The sequence below is a fragment of the Agrobacterium sp. NPDC058088 genome, assembly GCF_042885035.1.
In the GTDB taxonomy this organism is placed as follows: domain Bacteria; phylum Pseudomonadota; class Alphaproteobacteria; order Rhizobiales; family Rhizobiaceae; genus Agrobacterium.
The window spans coordinates 19,100-35,624 of the sequence record NZ_JBHVSU010000008.1; the positions used below are offsets into that span (position 1 = coordinate 19,100).

A 16,525-nucleotide genomic window follows, 5' to 3' on the forward strand; every position below is an offset into this window, starting at 1 on the left:
GTTTATGGACCGAGCGGTTGCCACGAGCATTTTCTCCCCGAGGGGGAGAAACCCGCGGCAGCGGGATGAGGGGGCGAGTGTAGGGATATTCGGCAATGTTGCCCCCTTCATTCGACCCTTCGGGCCACCTTCTCCCCTTGGGGAGAAGAAATATGGCGCACCGTTTTGCGATGGCGTTTTCCCTGAAAAACAGGGCAGGCCTTTCTGAAGCTTTTCCATTTATCCGGCCATCGTCCGGCATATGGAGGTCGTCATGCCGTCCAGGAACAGGATCGCTTATGCGTTCCTTGCGCCCTATCTCCTGATTTTCGCCACCTTCTGGGTCTGGCCGATCATCAGCTCGTTCTTGCTGTCGTTTCAGAACACGCGGGTCAATCCGTGGCGATTTGCGCCTTCCATGAACTGGGGGCGGCTCGTTTCCGATCCGGCTTTTTATAATGCGCTTTATAATACGCTGATCATTCTGGTCATTCAGGTGCCCGTGATGATCGCGCTCGCCACCGTCATGGCGGTGCTTTTGAATTCGCCGCTCCTGAAGGCACGGCCGCTTTATCGTTTTGCCTTTTTTGCGCCCGTCGTCGTGGGCGAGGTTGCCTATGCGGCGGTGTTCCGGCTGATGTTCAGCGCCGATTTCGGCATCATCAACAAGCTCATCACGTCAGTCGGCCTTTCGCCCATCTCGTGGTTCGACAATGCCAATGCGGCCATGGCGCTGGTCATCATTGCGGTGACATGGCGCTGGGCGGGGTATAACGCCATCATCATTCTGGCCGGGCTGCAATCGATCCCCGGCGATGTCTATGAAGCGGCGACGCTGGACAAGGTGAGCAAGCGCCAGCAGTTCTTTTACATCACCCTGCCGCTCCTCAAACCCATCATCCTGTTCTGCGTTGTCCTGTCGGTCATCGGCACCATGCAGCTGTTTGCCGAACCTTTCCTCATCACCAACAGGGGCGGCCCGGGCGGCGGCACGGAGACGCTGGGGCTGTTCCTTTATCGCCAGGGCTTCACTTCGCTCAATTTCGGTTATGCCTCGGCCATTGCCTACACCATGGCGGCGCTCGCCATCGCCATTTCACTGCTCAATCTCTGGGTCGGGAGGGAGCCGAAATGAGATCGAAATCGAGATCGCTTTTCTGGCAGCAGGTTGCATTGCATGCGGCGCTGACGCCGCTTGCAATCATCTGGCTGTTTCCGCTGTGGATCATGTTCGTGTTTTCGACAATGCCGGATTACGGCATCTTCAGCCCCGATATCGTTCTGGTGCCGTCCACCAACTTCGTCGAGAATTTCAACAACCTGCAGGCGGATACTGATTTCCTGCGGGCTATGTTCATCTCTATTATCGTCGCCGTCATCTATACGGTTCTTTCGGTGTTCCTGACATCGATGGCGGGCTGGGCGCTGGCGCGCTACCGCTTCGCCGGGCGCAGGGTGGTCATCGCCATCATTCTCGGCACCATCACCCTTCCTTTTGCCGTCGTCGTCATCCCGCAATTCATCATGGTGGCGCGGGAGTTCAAACTCGCCAATACCTGGGTGGCGCTGATCGTGCCGCCGCTGTTCAACTCGCTGGGCGTGCTATTCATGCGGCAATCCTTCTCGATGATGCCGACGGAGCTTTTCGATGCCGCGCGGGTGGAAGGCGTGAAGGAATGGCAGATCTTTCTGCGCATCGCCCTGCCTTTGGCGCGCCCCACCATGGCGGCGCTCTCCATCATTCTCTTCCTGGCCTCGTGGAACAACTACCTCTGGCCGCTTCTCATTAATTCCCGCCCAGGAATGATGACCGCACCCGTGGCGCTTGGCACCCTGATCGGGCTTACCAAGGTGTCATGGGGCGGCATCATGGCAGGCGCGGTGCTGCTGACCGCACCCATTCTCGTGGTCTTCGTGATCCTGCAGCGTCACTTCATCGCCGGCATTTCAGCCGGGGCAGTCAAGTAAGGGGGCCGCATGGCGGAACTTTCGCTCAAAAACGTCGTGAAGCGTTACGGCGCGCTGGAAGTGATCCATGGCGCAAATCTGGAGGTAAAGGACGGGGAGTTCGTCGTTTTCGTCGGCCCGTCCGGCTGTGGAAAGTCCACGCTTCTCAGAATGATCGCCGGGCTGGAGGATATCTCCGACGGCGATATCGTGATCGGCGGCAAGACGGTCAGCGATGCCGACCCGGCGGATCGTGGCATTGCCATGGTGTTCCAGTCCTACGCGCTTTATCCACATATGACGGTGGCCGAAAACCTCTCGTTCGGCCTCAGGATGAACGGCAACCCCAAGGCCGATACACAAAAGCGGGTCAGCCGCGCTGCGGAAATCCTACAGATCAACGAACTGATGGATCGCCGGCCGAAACAGCTTTCCGGCGGCCAGCGGCAGCGCGTTGCCATCGGCCGCGCCATCGTCCGCGAACCGCAGGTCTTCCTGTTCGACGAGCCGCTATCCAATCTCGATGCGGAATTGCGTGTGCAGATGCGCGTGGAAATTTCGCGCCTGCACAAGCAGCTCGGCACCACGATGATCTATGTGACGCATGACCAGACCGAAGCGATGACGCTGGCCGACAAGATCGTCGTGCTGCGGGCAGGCAATATCGAGCAGGTCGGCGCGCCGCTCGATCTCTATGACGATCCCGCCAACCGCTTTGTCGCCGGCTTTGTCGGCTCGCCGAAGATGAACTTTCTCGACTCCACCATCGTCGACGGCGGAGGCGACAGCGTCACGCTCGCCCTCGACAGCGATCCTGCGGTGCGGCTGACTTTGCCGATTAAAGAGCGCGTCAACGAGGGCGCCAGGGTCTCGCTCGGCATCCGGCCGGAGCATTTTACCGATGCGGGCGGGGGCGATGCCGATCTCACAGTGCATGTCGATGTCGCCGAACATCTCGGCAATACCAGCTATGTCTATGCCAGAACAGAAGGCGGCGAACAGCTCATCATCGAGCGGCCGGAATCGCGCGATGTCGGCAATCGCGACCGGTTGACTGTCGGCCTTTCCGCCCGCCGGGCTTTCCTTTTCAACAGCAAGGGCGAACGCCTGCGCTGAACCCTTTCCCAAGCACCCAAGACTGATATGAAGGACGAGGATTTCATGACGACCGAACAACCGATCCGCTGGGGCATCATCGGCCCGGGCACCATCGCCAGAACATTTGCTGACGGCATCGCCCATTCCCGCACCGGCAGGTTAGAGGCCATCGCCACCCGCAATCCGGAGAAGCCCGGCCTTGCCGAAGCCTTTGCCGGCGCGCGCATTGTCAAGGGTTACGATCCGCTGCTTGCCGATTCCGATATCGACGCAGTCTATATCGCCACGCCCCATACGGGCCATGCTGAATGGGCGATCAAGGCAATCCGGGCCGGCAAGAACGTGCTGGTGGAAAAACCCATCGCGCTCTCGGCCTATGATGCCGACGCCATTTTCCACGAGGCGAAAAAGGCCGGCGTTTTCGCCGGTGAAGCCTATATGTATCGCCTGCATCCGCAGACGGCGAAGTTGCTCGAACTGGTCAGGGGCCGCGCGGTCGGCGATATCCGCATCATCCGCTCCAGCTTCGGTTTCAACATGGGCTCGTTCCGGGCCGATCACCGGCTGTTTGCTAATGAAACCGCAGGCGGCGGCATTCTCGATGTCGGCGGTTATCCGGTTTCCATGGTGCGGATGATCGCCGGTGCCGTGGATGGCAAACCATTCGCTGAACCCGAAAAAGTGGCGGGTGTGGCGCATCTCGGCCAGTCGGGCGTTGATGAATGGGCCTCGGCCGTGCTGAAATTCGCAAACGGTATCGTCGCCGAAGTCTCATGCTCGATCATGGCGGCGCAGGACAATGTGCTGCGCATCATCGGTTCGGAAGGGAGGATCGAGGTCAAGGATTTCTGGTTCGCCGCCGGCCATAAGGGCGGTACCGGGCGGATCGATATCATCAGGGGCGACAGGGTCGAAACCATCGAGTTGCCGGAGGATCGCTGGCTTTATTCCTTTGAGGTCGATGCGGCGGGCGAAGCGATCCGGCAGGGCAAAAAAGAATTCGATGCACCCGGCATGGGCTGGGCCGACAGTCTCGGCAATCTGCGTGTCATGGACCAGTGGCGGGCTTCCATCGGGCTGGAATACAGCATCGAAAAGGCGACATCGCGCACCAGAAATATCGCCGGTGGGAAGGTCGTAGCCGGAACTACGGTTCCGAAGCGGCAGATACCGGGCCTTGCCAAGCCCGCTTCGGTCGTTGCGCTCGGTTTCGAATTTTTTCCCAATTTCGCTTCCGCATCCCTGACGCTCGATGCGTTTTACGAGGCGGGCGGCAATCTCTTCGATACGGCCTATGTTTATGGCGGCGGCAAAACGGAGGCGATTTTCGGCGACTGGCACACCAGCCGCTACGTGCCGCGCGAAGAGATCGTGTTGATCGGCAAGGGCGCACATTCGCCTCTCTGCTACCCCGATATGATCGCCAAGCAGCTCGATCAGTCGTTGGAGCGTCTGAAGACGGATTATGTCGATGCCTATTTCATGCATCGCGATAATCTCGATGTTCCAGTCGCCGAATTCGTCGACGCCATGGATGCCGAAGTCCGGCGCGGGCGCATTCGCGGCATTTTCGGTGGCTCGAACTGGACGCGCGAACGCATGGATGAGGCCGCGGCTTACGCGCAGAAGAACGGCAAGCAGGCACCGGCCGCGCTTTCCAACAATTTCTCGCTTGCCGAAATGCTCGATCCCATCTGGGCGGGCTGCGTGGCGGCATCTGACGATGAGTGGAAGGCATGGCTGCAATCTCGCCAGATCCCGAATTTCGCCTGGTCCAGCCAGGGGCGCGGATTTTTCACGGACAGGGCAGGGCGGGACAAACACGATGACGAGGAAATCGTCCGCGTCTGGTATTCCGACCGCAATTTCGTCCGCCGCGACCGGGCGATTGAGCTTGCGCAAAAACTCGGCCGCCACCCGATCCATATTGCGCTCGCTTATGTCATCGCCCAGCCTTTCCCCGTCATCCCGCTGATCGGGCCGCGCACGATTGCGGAGCTGGAGGATAGTCTTTCGGCGCTGGATATTGCGCTGACGGATGAGCAGGTGAAGTGGCTGGAGGCGTAAGAGTGGATGAAGGCGGCGCGTTCTCCGCCACTGGTTCGGATAGAGCGAGATATTGCGGCATATTTCTTCTCCCCGCCGGGGAGAAGGTGGCCCGAAGGGTCGGATGAGGGGGCCACGTTGCTGGATTTCGGAGAGCGAACCCCCTCATCCCGCTGCCGCGGACTTCTCCCCGGCGGGGAGAAGAAACACGGGGGATCCTCTCGCTCCAACTGACGAATCGCAGGGTGGAGATGTCATCTTCCACCTTCATTCCTCTCCTGGTGACTGCTAAAGCGTAGGTTCACAAACCTGCCGCCAAACAATTACCGGGGTTCCCATGAGCGATATCGACAGAAGCCGTGCGCAGCAGCTGATGCGGGAGGCGGAGATTGATGCGCTGATACTGTTCCAGCCCGAAGCCTTCCGTTATGCGCTCGGTGCTCCTGCCGGCGTGGCGACGATGTGGGGCAGGGCGGGTTCCGCGATTGCGTTGGTGCCGGCCGATGCCGGAGCAGGGCTCGCCGCCGTCGTCAGTGATCATGCCGCGCCGATCATCGAGAGGGCGGCACCTGATATCGATCTGCGCCGCCATCGCATCTGGATCGATTTGGTTGATCTTTCGGGTGTGGAAACCATCGCGCAGGTGGATGATGCCTATCGCCGCAACAATTCCGGTGGGCCACGGCCGGAGACATTCGATCGTACCGCCTGTTTCGGCCTGCTCTCCGATCTGCTGCGGGAGCGCGGACTGTCCGCGGCACGCATCGGTGCCGACCTTGAGTTCATGCCCGCCGCCGATTTTTTCGCCCTGCGTCAGGCGCTGCCCGATGTGAGCTGGATTGATGGTTCGACGGTGCTGAAGCGTCTGAGGGCGGTGAAATCCGAACGCGAGATCAAACTTCTCCGCCAGGCGGCAGCCGCCGCCGAGGCAGGGCTGGTGGGGATGGCGGCCGCAGTTCGTCCGGGAGCAGCACTTGGTCAACTCTCCGCTGCCTGGAAATCCGGCGCGCAGGCATATGCCGCGAAATCCGGTTTTTCGTTGAGCGGGCATTGGGACTATATTTCCGTCGGTCCGGCGCTCTCGGATATGACGGCAGCGGTTACACCGGGCGCGCTGATCAAGGCCGATGTCGGCACTCTGGTAGACGGTTATTCATCGGATGGAGCGCGGACTTTTTCGTGGGGCCCGGTCTCGCCTCTGGCGGCGGATATCTTCAAAGCGCTGGAAGCGGCTTTTGCCGCCGGACTTGAGGCGATCCGTCCCGGCAACAGCTTTGGTGCGGTGCACGCCGCCATGCTTGCCTCGATGCGCGGGCAAGGTTTCAGCGAGTATTATCGCGGTCATTTCGGCCATTCCGTCGGCGGTGGTGTGGGTATCGAGGAATGGCCGTTCTTTTCCCATGACAATGCGGAAATCATTCTTTCCGGCATGGTGGTCGCGCTCGAAGCGCCGTTCTATGGCGAAGGTCTGGGCGCGTTGATGATCGAAGATCAGTTCCTCGTTACATCGTCAGGCGTAGAATGCATGAATAACCTGCCACGCACTCTCAGGGATTTATCCGGAGACTGAGCCCCGGCTCAGAGGAAATCGTCGCGGCGAGGCGTGAAGCAGTCGATCAGCTCGCCCTCTTCAAGGCACAGGCAACCGTGCTCGACATGACCGGGCACGATAAGGCTGTCGCCCTTCTGTAAGTCATAGGCGTCGCCATCGCGGTAGAAGCGGAAGCTGCCGCTGGCGACGTAGGTCGATTGCACATGCGGATGGCTGTGCAGCTTGCCTTCGGCACCGGTCTTGAAGCGGAAGGATACGACCATCAGCTCGGGTGCTTCGGAAAGCACGGTCCGCTCCACGCCGTCGTCGGGCGAAACGGTGGGGAATGTCGGAAGCTGCTGCATGGGTTTCTCCTCAGTCTTGCGATGTGGTTCAGCGTGGTGCGCGCAACATGGCGCGGTAACGCGTCTGGCTGCTTTTCAGGTGGTGGCGCATGGCGCTTCGTGCAGCATCTTCGTCGCCATCCTGAATGGCAATCAGGATCGCCTCGTGCTCGCCGACCAGCCGGTCAAGATCGGCGGGTGAAAGCACTGTTTCGGTGCCGTTTTGTGCCACGGCCCGGCGCGGAATGACGGTCGGGCCAAGTACCTGCAGGAACTCGCTGAAGCGGGGATTGTTGGTTGCCTCGGCCACCGCAAGGTGGAAGGCGAAATCGGCCTCTGCCGTCGGCATGCCCTTCGCTGCACTGGCGCGGAAGGCATCGAAGGCCTCGATGATCTTTTCTTCCTGCGCCGGCGAGCGGCGAATGGCGGCAAGGCCGGCGGCATCGCCTTCCACGGCGGTGCGCAGTTCCAGCATTTCGATCAGCGAGGAGACACGCGCGAGATCGACATTATGGAACGGCCGTCGCTCCACGGGCGCCGGCTCCAGCACGAAGACGCCCGCGCCCTGACGCGGCTCGACAAGACTATCGGAGCGCAGTGAGGCAATTGCCTCTCGCACCACGGTGCGGCTGACGCCGAATTCCTGTGTCAGCTGCGCTTCGGAGGGCAGGCGGTCGCCAGTCTTGTAACGGCCCTTGGCGATCTGGCTGCGCAGTTCTTCCGACACCTTCACCACAAGCGTTCTGCCCTGGGGCGCTGCCGGTTCGGAGGTCGTCGCTTTTGTCATCTTCATTGCCGTTCTAAAAAATCGGTTGCAGGCCTGTTCCTCGATACGTCATTCACGGTCCCGCTTGCAATCCCGCCGCTCGCGCGTCGCGCAACCGCTCACGTTGCCTTGAAGATAGGGTTGTCGACGAACACGCCGCCCTGAAAACGCACAAGCGCATCGCCGGGGTCGGGCTTCGGGCTGGTCTGCGCGATCTGTTCGCGGAAGGCCTCGGCGTTGTCTTTTGGTTTCCAGCCGAGGTAGCCGAGATGGGAATTGTCCCACCAGCCGGCATCATTGGCCGAAGCGCCCCAGACGACCGGGCAACCGAGCACAGGCGCGCGAAATACCGCCTCGATCAGCGACACGAAATCATCCTGCGAGAACCAGGTAGAAAGCATGCGGAAATTTTCGGGTTGCGGTGTGCAGGAGCCGATACGGACCAGCGCCGTCTCCTGGCCGAATTTCTCGAAATACATGCGGGCGAGGTTTTCGCCGAAACATTTGGAGACGCCATAAAGCCCGTCTGGGCGGAAGGGAACATCGGGGCCGAGCCGCTCGGTCTGCGGATAATAACCGATCGTATGGTTGGAGCTGGCAAAAACGATGCGTGGGTGTCCATGCGCGCGGGCTGCCTCGTAGAGATTGTAAAGCCCGATGATATTGCCCTCTAAAATCTGCTCGAAGGGCCGCTCCACTGATATGCCGCCGAGATGCACGATGCCGTCGCAACCGGCAACCATGGCGTCCACCGCAGCCGCATCGGAAAGGTCGCATTGGACACATTCCTCGTTCGGCCCGGCCGGATCGAGCGGGGAGAGATCGGCAAGACGTACTATTTTTGCCATCGGCGCAAGGCGCTCGCGCATGACACGGCCAAGCTGGCCCGCCGCACCGGTCACAAGAAGCCGTTTCATCGCCATTCTACCAAGCCTTTTCTATGTCTTTGCGGTGGCCCAGAGTGTCGCCGCCTCTTGACCTTGTCATACATATCGTACAAAAATCGGATAACATATATTATGTGCTATACGCAACAATCATGAAGGATGAGTTTGATGTTGACCGTCGAAACCAGGCAGGCCGTGAACCCGGACTATGCGAAAACGCTGGATACCGAGGGACTTCGCCGGCATTTCCTTGCGAACGACATGTTCCGGTCCGGCGAAATCAGGCTGATCTATACCCACTACGATCGTTTCGTCATGGGCGGCGCGGTGCCAAATGGCGCGCCGCTGACGCTGGACAAGGTGGAGGAGACTAGGACGCCGTCCTTCCTCGACCGGCGTGAGATGGGCATCGTTAATATCGGTGAGGCCGGCACCGTCAGCGCGGACGGACAGACCCATACGCTCAATCGCGGTGATGTGCTTTATCTCGGCGCGGGCAGCGGTGCCGTCACCTTTGACGGGGCGGGCCGATTCTACATCGCGTCCTGCCCGGCGCATCGCAGCCTGCCGGCCAAGCTCGTTACACTTGCCAACAGCAAGGAGGTCAAGCTTGGCGCGACCGAGACCTCCAACAAGCGCACCATCAACCAGTTCATCCACCCGCTTGTCATGGAAAGCTGCCAGCTGGTGCTGGGTTATACGACGCTGGAGGATGGCTCGGTGTGGAACACCATTCCCTCGCATATTCATGACCGCCGCATGGAGGCTTATCTGTATTTCGGCATGGATGAAAAGTCCCGCGTTCTGCATTTGATGGGTGAGCCGCAGGAGACCCGGCACCTGTTCATTTCGAATGAAGAAGGCGCCATTTCGCCGCCCTGGTCGATCCATTCCGGCGCGGGTATCGGCTCTTACACCTTCATCTGGGCCATGGCGGGCGACAATGTCGATTATACCGACATGGACTTCATTCAGCCGGGGGATCTGAAATGAGGAACCCCTTTTCGCTTGAAGGGCGTAAGGCGCTCGTGACGGGCGCGAATACGGGGCTTGGTCAGGCGATTGCGATAGGACTCGCTGCCGCCGGTGCGGAGGTGGTCTGCGCCGCCCGCCGTGCGCCGGACGAAACCCTTGCTATCATCGCGAAGGATGGTGGCAAGGCGAGTTCGCTGCTTCTCGATTTTTCCGATCCGCTGGCGGCGAAGGACAGTTTCACTGACGCCGGTTTCGATGTTCTCGTCAACAATGCCGGCATCATTCGCCGCGCCGATTCCGTCGAGTTTTCCGAGCTCGATTGGGACGAGGTGATGGATGTCAATCTGAAGGCGCTGTTCTTCACCACGCAGGCTTTTGCGAAGGAATTGCAGGCAAAAGGGCGCTCCGGCAAGGTGGTCAATATAGCCTCGCTGCTTTCCTTCCAGGGCGGCATTCGCGTGCCGTCCTATACGGCGGCGAAACATGGCGTTGCCGGTCTCACCAAGCTTCTGGCGAATGAATGGGCGGCGAAGGGCATCAATGTGAATGCCATTGCGCCGGGTTACATCGAAACCAACAATACCGAGGCGCTGCGCGCGGACGCGGCCCGCAATAAGGCCATTCTGGAGCGTATTCCGGCCGGCCGCTGGGGCCGCTCGGAAGATATCGCCGGGGCGGCAGTTTTCCTGTCGTCTGCGGCTGCGGACTATGTGCATGGCGCCATTCTCAATGTCGATGGCGGCTGGCTGGCGCGCTAATTTGCGCCAGTCTCTAAAATTCATCATATAACTTGTATGATGATTTATTGACAAATATAAGGCGAGCGGTTTAGGTGGCTTTCAGTCAATGAATGTGCGGAGGACTTTCGGTCATGAACCCTGAACAAATCAAGACGGCGTTGGGCTCCGGGCTGTTGTCCTTCCCGGTCACCCATTTCGATTCCGAAGGCCGTTTTGCCGCCGATAGCTACAGGGCGCATGTCGAATGGCTCGCCGGCTACAAGGCGCCCGTGCTGTTTGCCGCCGGCGGCACGGGCGAGTTCTTCTCGCTGAAGCCGGATGAAATCCCAACGATCGTTGCGGCCGCCAAGGAAGTGGCGGGTCAAACCGCCATCGTTTCTGGCTGCGGTTACGGCACCGAGATCGCCGTCGATATTGCCCGGTCCGTTGAAAAGGTCGGTGCAGACGGTATCCTTCTTCTGCCGCATTATCTTATCGACGCCCCGCAGGAAGGCCTTTACGCCCACATCAAGAAGGTCTGTCAGTCGGTCGGTATCGGCGTGATGGTTTATAACCGCGACAATTCCGTGCTGCAGCCCGATACGCTGGCGCGTCTCTGTGACGAATGCCCGAACCTCGTCGGCTTCAAGGATGGCACCGGTGATATCGGCCTCGTGCGCCAGATCACCGCCAAGATGGGCGACCGGCTGATGTATCTCGGCGGGATGCCGACGGCGGAACTGTTTGCCGAAGCCTATCTCGGTGCCGGTTTCACCACCTACTCCTCGGCCGTCTTTAACTTCGTTCCGGGTCTTGCCAATGAGTTCTATACCGCCCTGCGTGCGGGTGAACGCGCCACCTGCGAGCGCATCCTGACGGAGTTCTTCTATCCCTTCATGGCGATCCGCAACCGCGCCAAGGGATACGCCGTCTCCGCCATCAAGGCGGGGGTTCGCCTGCAGGGTTTCGATGCCGGTCCGGTGCGCGCACCGCTGAAGGACCTGACCATTGAGGAAATCGGCATGCTCGAAGCCCTGATCGGCACGCACAAGCGCAAAGCCTGATCACGGCAAACGGGAGGGGAGCCATGAAAATCACGGCAGTGCGCACGCATCTGCTTGAACACCGGCTGGACACGCCGTTTGAAAGCGCATCCATGCGTTTCGACCGGCGAGCCCATGTTCTGGTGGAGATCGAATGCGACGACGGTACTGTCGGCTGGGGCGAATGCCTCGGCCCAGCGCGGCCCAACGCTGCCGTGGTTCAGGCCTATTCCGGTTGGCTCATCGGCCAGGATCCGCGCCAGACCGAAAAGATCTGGGCCGTGCTTTATAATGCGCTCCGCGATCAGGGCCAGCGCGGCCTCAGCCTCACCGCTTTGTCCGGTATCGATATCGCGCTCTGGGATATCAAGGGCAAGCATTACGGTGCTTCCATCTCGATGCTGCTTGGCGGGCGCTGGCGCGAAAGCGTGCGGGCCTATGCCACCGGTAGCTTCAAGCGCGATGGCGTCGACCGCGTCTCTGATAATGCCTCCGAGATGGCGGAGCGCCGAGCGGAAGGTTTCCACGCCTGCAAGATCAAGATCGGCTTCGGCATCGAGGAAGACCTCAAGGTCATAGCCGCGGTTCGAGAGGCGATCGGGCCGGACATGCGCCTGATGATCGATGCCAATCACGGTTATACGGTCACCGAAGCCGTCACCCTTGGCAACCACGCCGCCGACTATGGCATCGATTGGTTCGAGGAGCCGGTGGTTCCCGAACAGCTCGATGCCTATCAGCGTGTACGGGCAGGGCAGCCGATCCCGGTTGCGGGCGGCGAGACCTGGCACGGGCGTCACGGCATGTGGCAGGCGCTTTCCGCCGGTGCCGTGGATATTCTCCAGCCTGATCTCTGCGGTTGCGGTGGCTTTTCCGAAACCCAGAAGATCGCGACGCTTGCGACACTGCACGGCGTGCGTATCGTGCCGCATGTCTGGGGCACCGGCGTGCAGATTGCCGCTGCGCTGCAATTCATGGCGGCGATGACGCCTGATCCGGTGCGGGTCAATCCCATTGAACCGATCATGGAATTTGATCGCACCCACAATCCGTTCCGGCAGGCCGTGCTGCGTGCGCCTCTCGAGGCGGTAAACGGCATTGTCGCCATTCCCGATGGTCCCGGTCTCGGCATCGAGATCAACCGCGATGCATTGACCGAATTCAGGATGCCAAATCCATGAGCGAACTTGTCAGAAAACTGAGCGGCACCGCGCCGAACCCCGCGTTCCCGAAAGGGGCGGTCGATACGCAGATGCACATGTATCTGCCCGGATATCCCGCCTTGCCGGGTGGTCCGGGCCTGCCGCCGGGCGCGTTGCCGGGGCCGGAGGATTATCGTCGCCTGATGCAATGGCTCGGCATAGACCGGGTCATCATCACGCAGGGCAACGCCCATCAGCGAGACAATGGCAACACGCTGGCCTGTGTTTCCGAGATGGGCGAGGCGGCCCGCGCCGTGGTCATCATCGATGCGAGCACGACCGAACAGGAGATGGAAAAGCTCATGGCCGCAGGCGCGATCGGTGCGCGCATCATGGATCTGCCGGGCGGCGCGGTGAACCTTTCCGAACTGGAAGCGGTGGACGACCGGGCGCATGCGGCCGACTGGATGGTGGCGGTGCAGTTCGACGGTAACGGCCTTCTCGACCATCTGCCGCGTCTTCAGAAAATCCGCTCCCGCTGGGTGTTCGATCATCACGGCAAGTTCTTCAAGGGCATCAGAACGGATGGGCCGGAAATGGCAGCACTTCTGAAGCTCATCGACGGCGGCAACCTCTGGTTCAAATTCGCCGGCGTTTATGAAAGCTCCCGCGAAAGCTGGCCCTACGAGGACGTCGCCGCCTTCTCGCGGGTGATAGGCGCACATGCACCTGAACGTATCGTGTGGGGCACCAACTGGCCGCATAATTCTGTACGCGAGACGGCTGCCTATCCTGATGATGCCCGTCTTGCAGAACTGACGCTCGGCTGGCTGCCGGATGAGGCGGCCCGTCATCGGGCGCTGGTCGAAAACCCCGAAGAGCTGTTCAAGCTGTCGCCCGTCAAGGCGGCCTAGAGCACGTCCAGCAAAATTGCGTCAGCGGTTTTGCGTGCGGACTGCGTGAAAATAAAGAGTTTCATCCGGGATGGTGGGGAAGGGAGGCCCCATCATCTTTTCAAGTGAAAGGTCTTTGCATGCCGGCCCGGATGGGCGTGAAAATATCGGTCCGATAGCCTTGGAGGGGCTGGACCGTGTCAACAATGGAGGAGGAAAGCATGAAAAAGATTGCAAGCATGATGTGCGTCGGGATGGGGATCGCGCTGTCAGGTGTTTCCGCCAGCGCGCAGGAAATCACCCTGCGCTCTGCCGATATCCACCCGGATGGTTATCCAACGGTCGAGGCTGTGAAATATATGGGCGAGTTGCTGGCCGAGCGCAGCAATGGCCGCATCAAGATCCAGGTGATGAACAACTCCGTTCTCGGCGGCGAGAAGGACACGATTGAGCAGACCCGCTTCGGCGTGATCGACATGAACCGCGTCAATGCAGCGCCCTTCAACAATCTGGTCAAGGAAACCACCGTTCTTGGCCTGCCTTTCCTGTTCCGCTCGACGGAGCACATGCACAATACCGTTGACGGCCCGATTGGCGATGAGGTTCTGGCGGCGTTCGAACCGCACGGCCTCGTCGGTCTTGCCTTTTACGATTCCGGCGCGCGATCCTTCTACACCACTAAAAAACCCATCGAAAAACTGGCGGACCTGAAGGGGCTTAAAATCCGTGTGCAGCAGTCTGATCTGTGGATTTCGATGATGCAGGCCTTCGGCGCCAACCCGACGCCGATGCCGATGGGCGAGGTCTATTCCTCACTGGAAACCGGTGTCGTCGATGGTGCCGAAAACAACTGGCCATCCTACGAATCCGCTCGCCATTATGAGGTGGCAAAAAACTACTCTCTGACCGAACATTCGCTGAACCCGGAAATCCTCGTCATTTCGAAGATCTCCTATGACAAGCTCTCGCCGGAAGACCAGAAGCTGCTGCGACAGGCGGCGAAGGATTCGGTCGGCAAGATGCGCGAACTGTGGAGCGCTCGCGAAAAGGCGTCGGAAGAAAAGGTCCGCGCGGGTGGCGCCAATGTCATCAAGGTCAACAAGGAGGAATTCGCTGCGGCGATGGGTCCGGTCTACGACAAATTCGTCACCGATCCGAAGATGAAAGACCTTCTGGAACGGGTGAAAGCGGTCAAGTAACGCGCAGAAAACCGGCCTTCGAAACAGGGCCGGTTTTCTTTTGTCGCCATTGACGCGGGAGGAACAGACAATGCGAAATTTCATGCGGGCAATCCGCCCCTTTCTCGGCGCGCTCAGTCACGCGTCGCTTTATGTTGCCGGTATCGGCATGATCGCCATGACGCTCATCGTCGGCTGGCAGGTCTTCGCCCGTTATATCCTCAATGATTCACCCAGCTGGTCGGAGCCGTTGTCGCTGCATCTGATGTCGTGGTTCATCATGCTGGGGGCAGCCGTCGGCGTGCGCGAAAGCGTGCATCTCGGACTTGATATTCTGCGCTACATGATGTCGCCGCCCATACAGAGGGGGATGGACCTGACGAGCCTTGCGCTCATCTTCTTCTTTGGCGTCGGCATGGCCTGGTATGGCACGTCGCTTGCCATGGGAACGTGGACGGCGACGATCCCCGTTCTCGGCTGGCCGGGCGGGATGGATTTCTTCCCGCTGATCGGCGGCGGTTTCCTCATCGCGCTGTTTTCCGCCGAACGTTTTGTCGATCTTGCCATCGGCGAGGACATCGCGGCTGACGTGATCGTGCAGGAGGCGGCATAAATGGCTTACACCATTCTCTTCGGTGTCTTCACCCTTTTGATGCTGATCGGCACGCCGATCGCATTCTGCCTTGGCATCGCTTCATTCGCCACGGTTCTTTATCTTGGCCTGCCGCCTATCGTGGTGTTCCAGCAGATGAATTCCGGCATGAATGTCTTTGCGATGATGGCGATACCGTTCTTCATCTTCGCCGGGGACCTGATGGTGCGGGGCGGCATCGCCCACCGCCTCATCCGGTTTGCCGCGGGTCTCGTCGGGCATCTGCGCGGCGGCCTCGGACAGGTCAATATTGTGGCCTCGACCCTGTTCGGCGGTATTTCCGGCTCGGCCGTCGCCGATGCTTCCGCTGTCGGCGGGCTGATGATCCCGCAAATGGCCAAGCGTGGCTATGACAGGGACTATGCCGTCAATGTCACCGTCAATGCCGCCATCATCGCACTGATGATCCCGCCCTCACATAACATGATCCTCTATTCGATCGCGGCGGGTGGCAATGTCTCGGTGGCCGACCTCTTCACCGCCGGCATCATTCCTGGTCTCCTGCTTGCCGCGGCGCTGATGGTGACGGCCTATATCGTTGCCCGGCGCAAGGGCTATCCGTCCGAGCCGTTCCCGGGTTTCTCCAAGCTGATGTATTATCTGCTGGCCTCGTTTCCCGGCATCCTGCTGATCGGCATCATCTTCGGTGGCGTGCGTTCGGGCATCTTCACCGCGACGGAAAGCTCCTGCATCGCCGTGCTCTATGCATTCCTTGTCGCCATGCTGGTTTATCGCGAGCTGAACTGGGACGGTTTCGTGGATGCTGTCATGGGAGCGGTCCGCACCACGGCCATGGTTCTGCTCGTTATCGGCACCGCGGCATCCTTCGGCTGGCTGATGGCCTTCCTGCAGGTGCAGACGTTGATGATTGCGGCAATCAGTGCGATTTCGGACAATCCGATCATCGTGCTGCTCGTCATCAACATTATCCTGCTGTTGCTCGGCACCTTCATGGACATGGCGCCGATGGTCATCATTTCCACGCCGGTGCTTCTGCCCGTCGTGAAGGCCTTCGGCATCGACCCCGTACATTTCGGTGTGGTGATGATCCTGAACGCCGGTATCGGCCTCAACACGCCGCCGGTCGGAACGGTGCTTTTCGTCGGCTGCGCAGTGGGCGGCATATCGATACGGGAAGCGATGCGGACGATCTGGCCGTTCTTCGGCGCCAGCATCGCGGTGCTGCTGGCCGTTACCTATATTCCGTCGCTGTCCCTGTGGTTGCCGTCACTGTTCCGGTAATTCCAGAGTTTCCAAATGAGGAGGCCTCGCTATGGGTGATGCGATCTATCGCGGTGAAAGCGCGGCATGAATGGCGAGGACCA

Annotated in this window: 16 protein-coding genes; 13 read left to right on the top strand and 3 right to left on the bottom strand. The window is 60.0% G+C overall.

Annotated elements, in window-relative coordinates; translation table 11 throughout:
* Positions 1-253: 253 nt before the first annotated feature.
* The 5 genes from ACFVTJ_RS19125 (at position 254) to ACFVTJ_RS19145 (ending at position 6,640) form a co-directional block, all read left to right on the top strand.
* Positions 254-1,114, top strand: coding sequence for a carbohydrate ABC transporter permease (locus ACFVTJ_RS19125; protein WP_386910091.1), 861 nt, complete (start codon positions 254-256; stop codon positions 1,112-1,114).
* Entirely contained in the window at positions 1,111-1,947 is an 837-nt protein-coding gene (locus ACFVTJ_RS19130; protein ID WP_386910093.1) for a carbohydrate ABC transporter permease, read from the top strand. The genes ACFVTJ_RS19125 and ACFVTJ_RS19130 overlap by 4 nt, the downstream gene beginning before the upstream one ends.
* Positions 1,948-1,956: 9 nt before the next feature.
* On the top strand, positions 1,957-3,042 hold the full coding sequence (locus tag ACFVTJ_RS19135; protein WP_386910095.1) for an ABC transporter ATP-binding protein: 1,086 nt from the start codon (positions 1,957-1,959) through the stop codon (positions 3,040-3,042).
* A gap of 45 nt (positions 3,043-3,087) precedes the next feature.
* The gene (locus ACFVTJ_RS19140; RefSeq protein WP_386910096.1) at positions 3,088-5,091 is read left to right on the top strand and encodes an aldo/keto reductase; all 2,004 of its coding nucleotides are present in this window, start codon (positions 3,088-3,090) and stop codon (positions 5,089-5,091) included.
* A 316-nt stretch (positions 5,092-5,407) separates the two neighbouring features.
* Positions 5,408-6,640 (top strand): M24 family metallopeptidase, encoded by a 1,233-nt coding sequence (locus tag ACFVTJ_RS19145; RefSeq protein ID WP_386910098.1) that lies wholly within the window; start codon positions 5,408-5,410, stop codon positions 6,638-6,640.
* An 8-nt stretch (positions 6,641-6,648) separates the two neighbouring features.
* Here ACFVTJ_RS19145 and ACFVTJ_RS19150 read toward each other — a convergent pair whose 3' ends face one another.
* The 3 genes from ACFVTJ_RS19150 to ACFVTJ_RS19160 form a co-directional block, all read right to left on the bottom strand.
* The gene (locus ACFVTJ_RS19150; protein ID WP_279657792.1) at positions 6,649-6,966 is read right to left on the bottom strand and encodes a cupin domain-containing protein; all 318 of its coding nucleotides are present in this window, start codon (positions 6,964-6,966) and stop codon (positions 6,649-6,651) included.
* Between the two features lie 28 nt (positions 6,967-6,994).
* Positions 6,995-7,732: a FadR/GntR family transcriptional regulator gene (locus ACFVTJ_RS19155; protein ID WP_386910354.1), complete on the bottom strand. Its 738-nt coding sequence runs from the start codon at positions 7,730-7,732 to the stop codon at positions 6,995-6,997.
* A 98-nt stretch (positions 7,733-7,830) separates the two neighbouring features.
* On the bottom strand, positions 7,831-8,628 hold the full coding sequence (locus tag ACFVTJ_RS19160) for an NAD-dependent epimerase/dehydratase family protein (RefSeq protein WP_386910101.1): 798 nt from the start codon (positions 8,626-8,628) through the stop codon (positions 7,831-7,833).
* Positions 8,629-8,766: 138 nt separating this feature from the next.
* On the opposite strand from ACFVTJ_RS19160, the gene kduI reads away from it, so the two are divergent.
* The 8 genes from kduI to ACFVTJ_RS19200 all read left to right on the top strand — a co-directional run bounded on the left by kduI (position 8,767) and on the right by ACFVTJ_RS19200 (position 16,442).
* A complete protein-coding gene (gene kduI, locus ACFVTJ_RS19165) occupies positions 8,767-9,591 on the top strand; it encodes a 5-dehydro-4-deoxy-D-glucuronate isomerase (protein WP_386910103.1) in 825 nt (274 codons plus the stop codon).
* Positions 9,588-10,331 carry a 2-dehydro-3-deoxy-D-gluconate 5-dehydrogenase KduD gene (gene kduD / locus ACFVTJ_RS19170; RefSeq protein ID WP_386910105.1) on the top strand — a complete coding sequence of 248 codons (744 nt, stop codon included), beginning with the start codon at positions 9,588-9,590 and terminating at the stop codon, positions 10,329-10,331. Before kduI ends, kduD begins: the two co-directional genes overlap by 4 nt.
* 113 nt (positions 10,332-10,444) lie before the next feature.
* Complete coding sequence (kdgD, locus tag ACFVTJ_RS19175; protein WP_386910106.1) at positions 10,445-11,356, top strand: 5-dehydro-4-deoxyglucarate dehydratase; 912 nt, start codon at positions 10,445-10,447, stop codon at positions 11,354-11,356.
* A gap of 23 nt (positions 11,357-11,379) precedes the next feature.
* Positions 11,380-12,516: a D-galactarolactone cycloisomerase gene (locus ACFVTJ_RS19180; RefSeq protein ID WP_386910108.1), complete on the top strand. Its 1,137-nt coding sequence runs from the start codon at positions 11,380-11,382 to the stop codon at positions 12,514-12,516.
* Positions 12,513-13,391: a D-galactarolactone isomerase gene (locus ACFVTJ_RS19185; protein ID WP_386910110.1), complete on the top strand. Its 879-nt coding sequence runs from the start codon at positions 12,513-12,515 to the stop codon at positions 13,389-13,391. The genes ACFVTJ_RS19180 and ACFVTJ_RS19185 overlap by 4 nt, the downstream gene beginning before the upstream one ends.
* Before the next feature lie 200 nt (positions 13,392-13,591).
* Positions 13,592-14,569, top strand: a complete 978-nt coding sequence (locus ACFVTJ_RS19190; RefSeq protein ID WP_386910112.1) for a TRAP transporter substrate-binding protein — start codon at positions 13,592-13,594, stop codon at positions 14,567-14,569.
* Positions 14,570-14,639: 70 nt separating this feature from the next.
* The gene (locus ACFVTJ_RS19195) at positions 14,640-15,161 is read left to right on the top strand and encodes a TRAP transporter small permease (RefSeq protein WP_386910114.1); all 522 of its coding nucleotides are present in this window, start codon (positions 14,640-14,642) and stop codon (positions 15,159-15,161) included.
* Positions 15,162-16,442, top strand: a complete 1,281-nt coding sequence (locus ACFVTJ_RS19200) for a TRAP transporter large permease (RefSeq protein WP_044459266.1) — start codon at positions 15,162-15,164, stop codon at positions 16,440-16,442.
* Positions 16,443-16,525 lie beyond the last annotated feature (83 nt).

Bases quoted from the DNA above. Each gene is read 5' to 3' on its own strand.
- ACFVTJ_RS19125 (WP_386910091.1), top strand. From the start codon at position 254: ATGCCGTCCAGGAACAGGATCGCTTATGCGTTCCTTGCGCCCTATCTC.
- ACFVTJ_RS19130 (WP_386910093.1), top strand. From the start codon at position 1,111: ATGAGATCGAAATCGAGATCGCTTTTCTGGCAGCAGGTTGCATTGCAT.
- ACFVTJ_RS19135 (WP_386910095.1), top strand. From the start codon at position 1,957: ATGGCGGAACTTTCGCTCAAAAACGTCGTGAAGCGTTACGGCGCGCTG.
- ACFVTJ_RS19140 (WP_386910096.1), top strand. From the start codon at position 3,088: ATGACGACCGAACAACCGATCCGCTGGGGCATCATCGGCCCGGGCACC.
- ACFVTJ_RS19145 (WP_386910098.1), top strand. From the start codon at position 5,408: ATGAGCGATATCGACAGAAGCCGTGCGCAGCAGCTGATGCGGGAGGCG.
- ACFVTJ_RS19150 (WP_279657792.1), bottom strand. From the start codon at position 6,966: ATGCAGCAGCTTCCGACATTCCCCACCGTTTCGCCCGACGACGGCGTG.
- ACFVTJ_RS19155 (WP_386910354.1), bottom strand. From the start codon at position 7,732: ATGACAAAAGCGACGACCTCCGAACCGGCAGCGCCCCAGGGCAGAACG.
- ACFVTJ_RS19160 (WP_386910101.1), bottom strand. From the start codon at position 8,628: ATGAAACGGCTTCTTGTGACCGGTGCGGCGGGCCAGCTTGGCCGTGTC.
- kduI (WP_386910103.1), top strand. From the start codon at position 8,767: ATGTTGACCGTCGAAACCAGGCAGGCCGTGAACCCGGACTATGCGAAA.
- kduD (WP_386910105.1), top strand. From the start codon at position 9,588: ATGAGGAACCCCTTTTCGCTTGAAGGGCGTAAGGCGCTCGTGACGGGC.
- kdgD (WP_386910106.1), top strand. From the start codon at position 10,445: ATGAACCCTGAACAAATCAAGACGGCGTTGGGCTCCGGGCTGTTGTCC.
- ACFVTJ_RS19180 (WP_386910108.1), top strand. From the start codon at position 11,380: ATGAAAATCACGGCAGTGCGCACGCATCTGCTTGAACACCGGCTGGAC.
- ACFVTJ_RS19185 (WP_386910110.1), top strand. From the start codon at position 12,513: ATGAGCGAACTTGTCAGAAAACTGAGCGGCACCGCGCCGAACCCCGCG.
- ACFVTJ_RS19190 (WP_386910112.1), top strand. From the start codon at position 13,592: ATGAAAAAGATTGCAAGCATGATGTGCGTCGGGATGGGGATCGCGCTG.
- ACFVTJ_RS19195 (WP_386910114.1), top strand. From the start codon at position 14,640: ATGCGAAATTTCATGCGGGCAATCCGCCCCTTTCTCGGCGCGCTCAGT.
- ACFVTJ_RS19200 (WP_044459266.1), top strand. From the start codon at position 15,162: ATGGCTTACACCATTCTCTTCGGTGTCTTCACCCTTTTGATGCTGATC.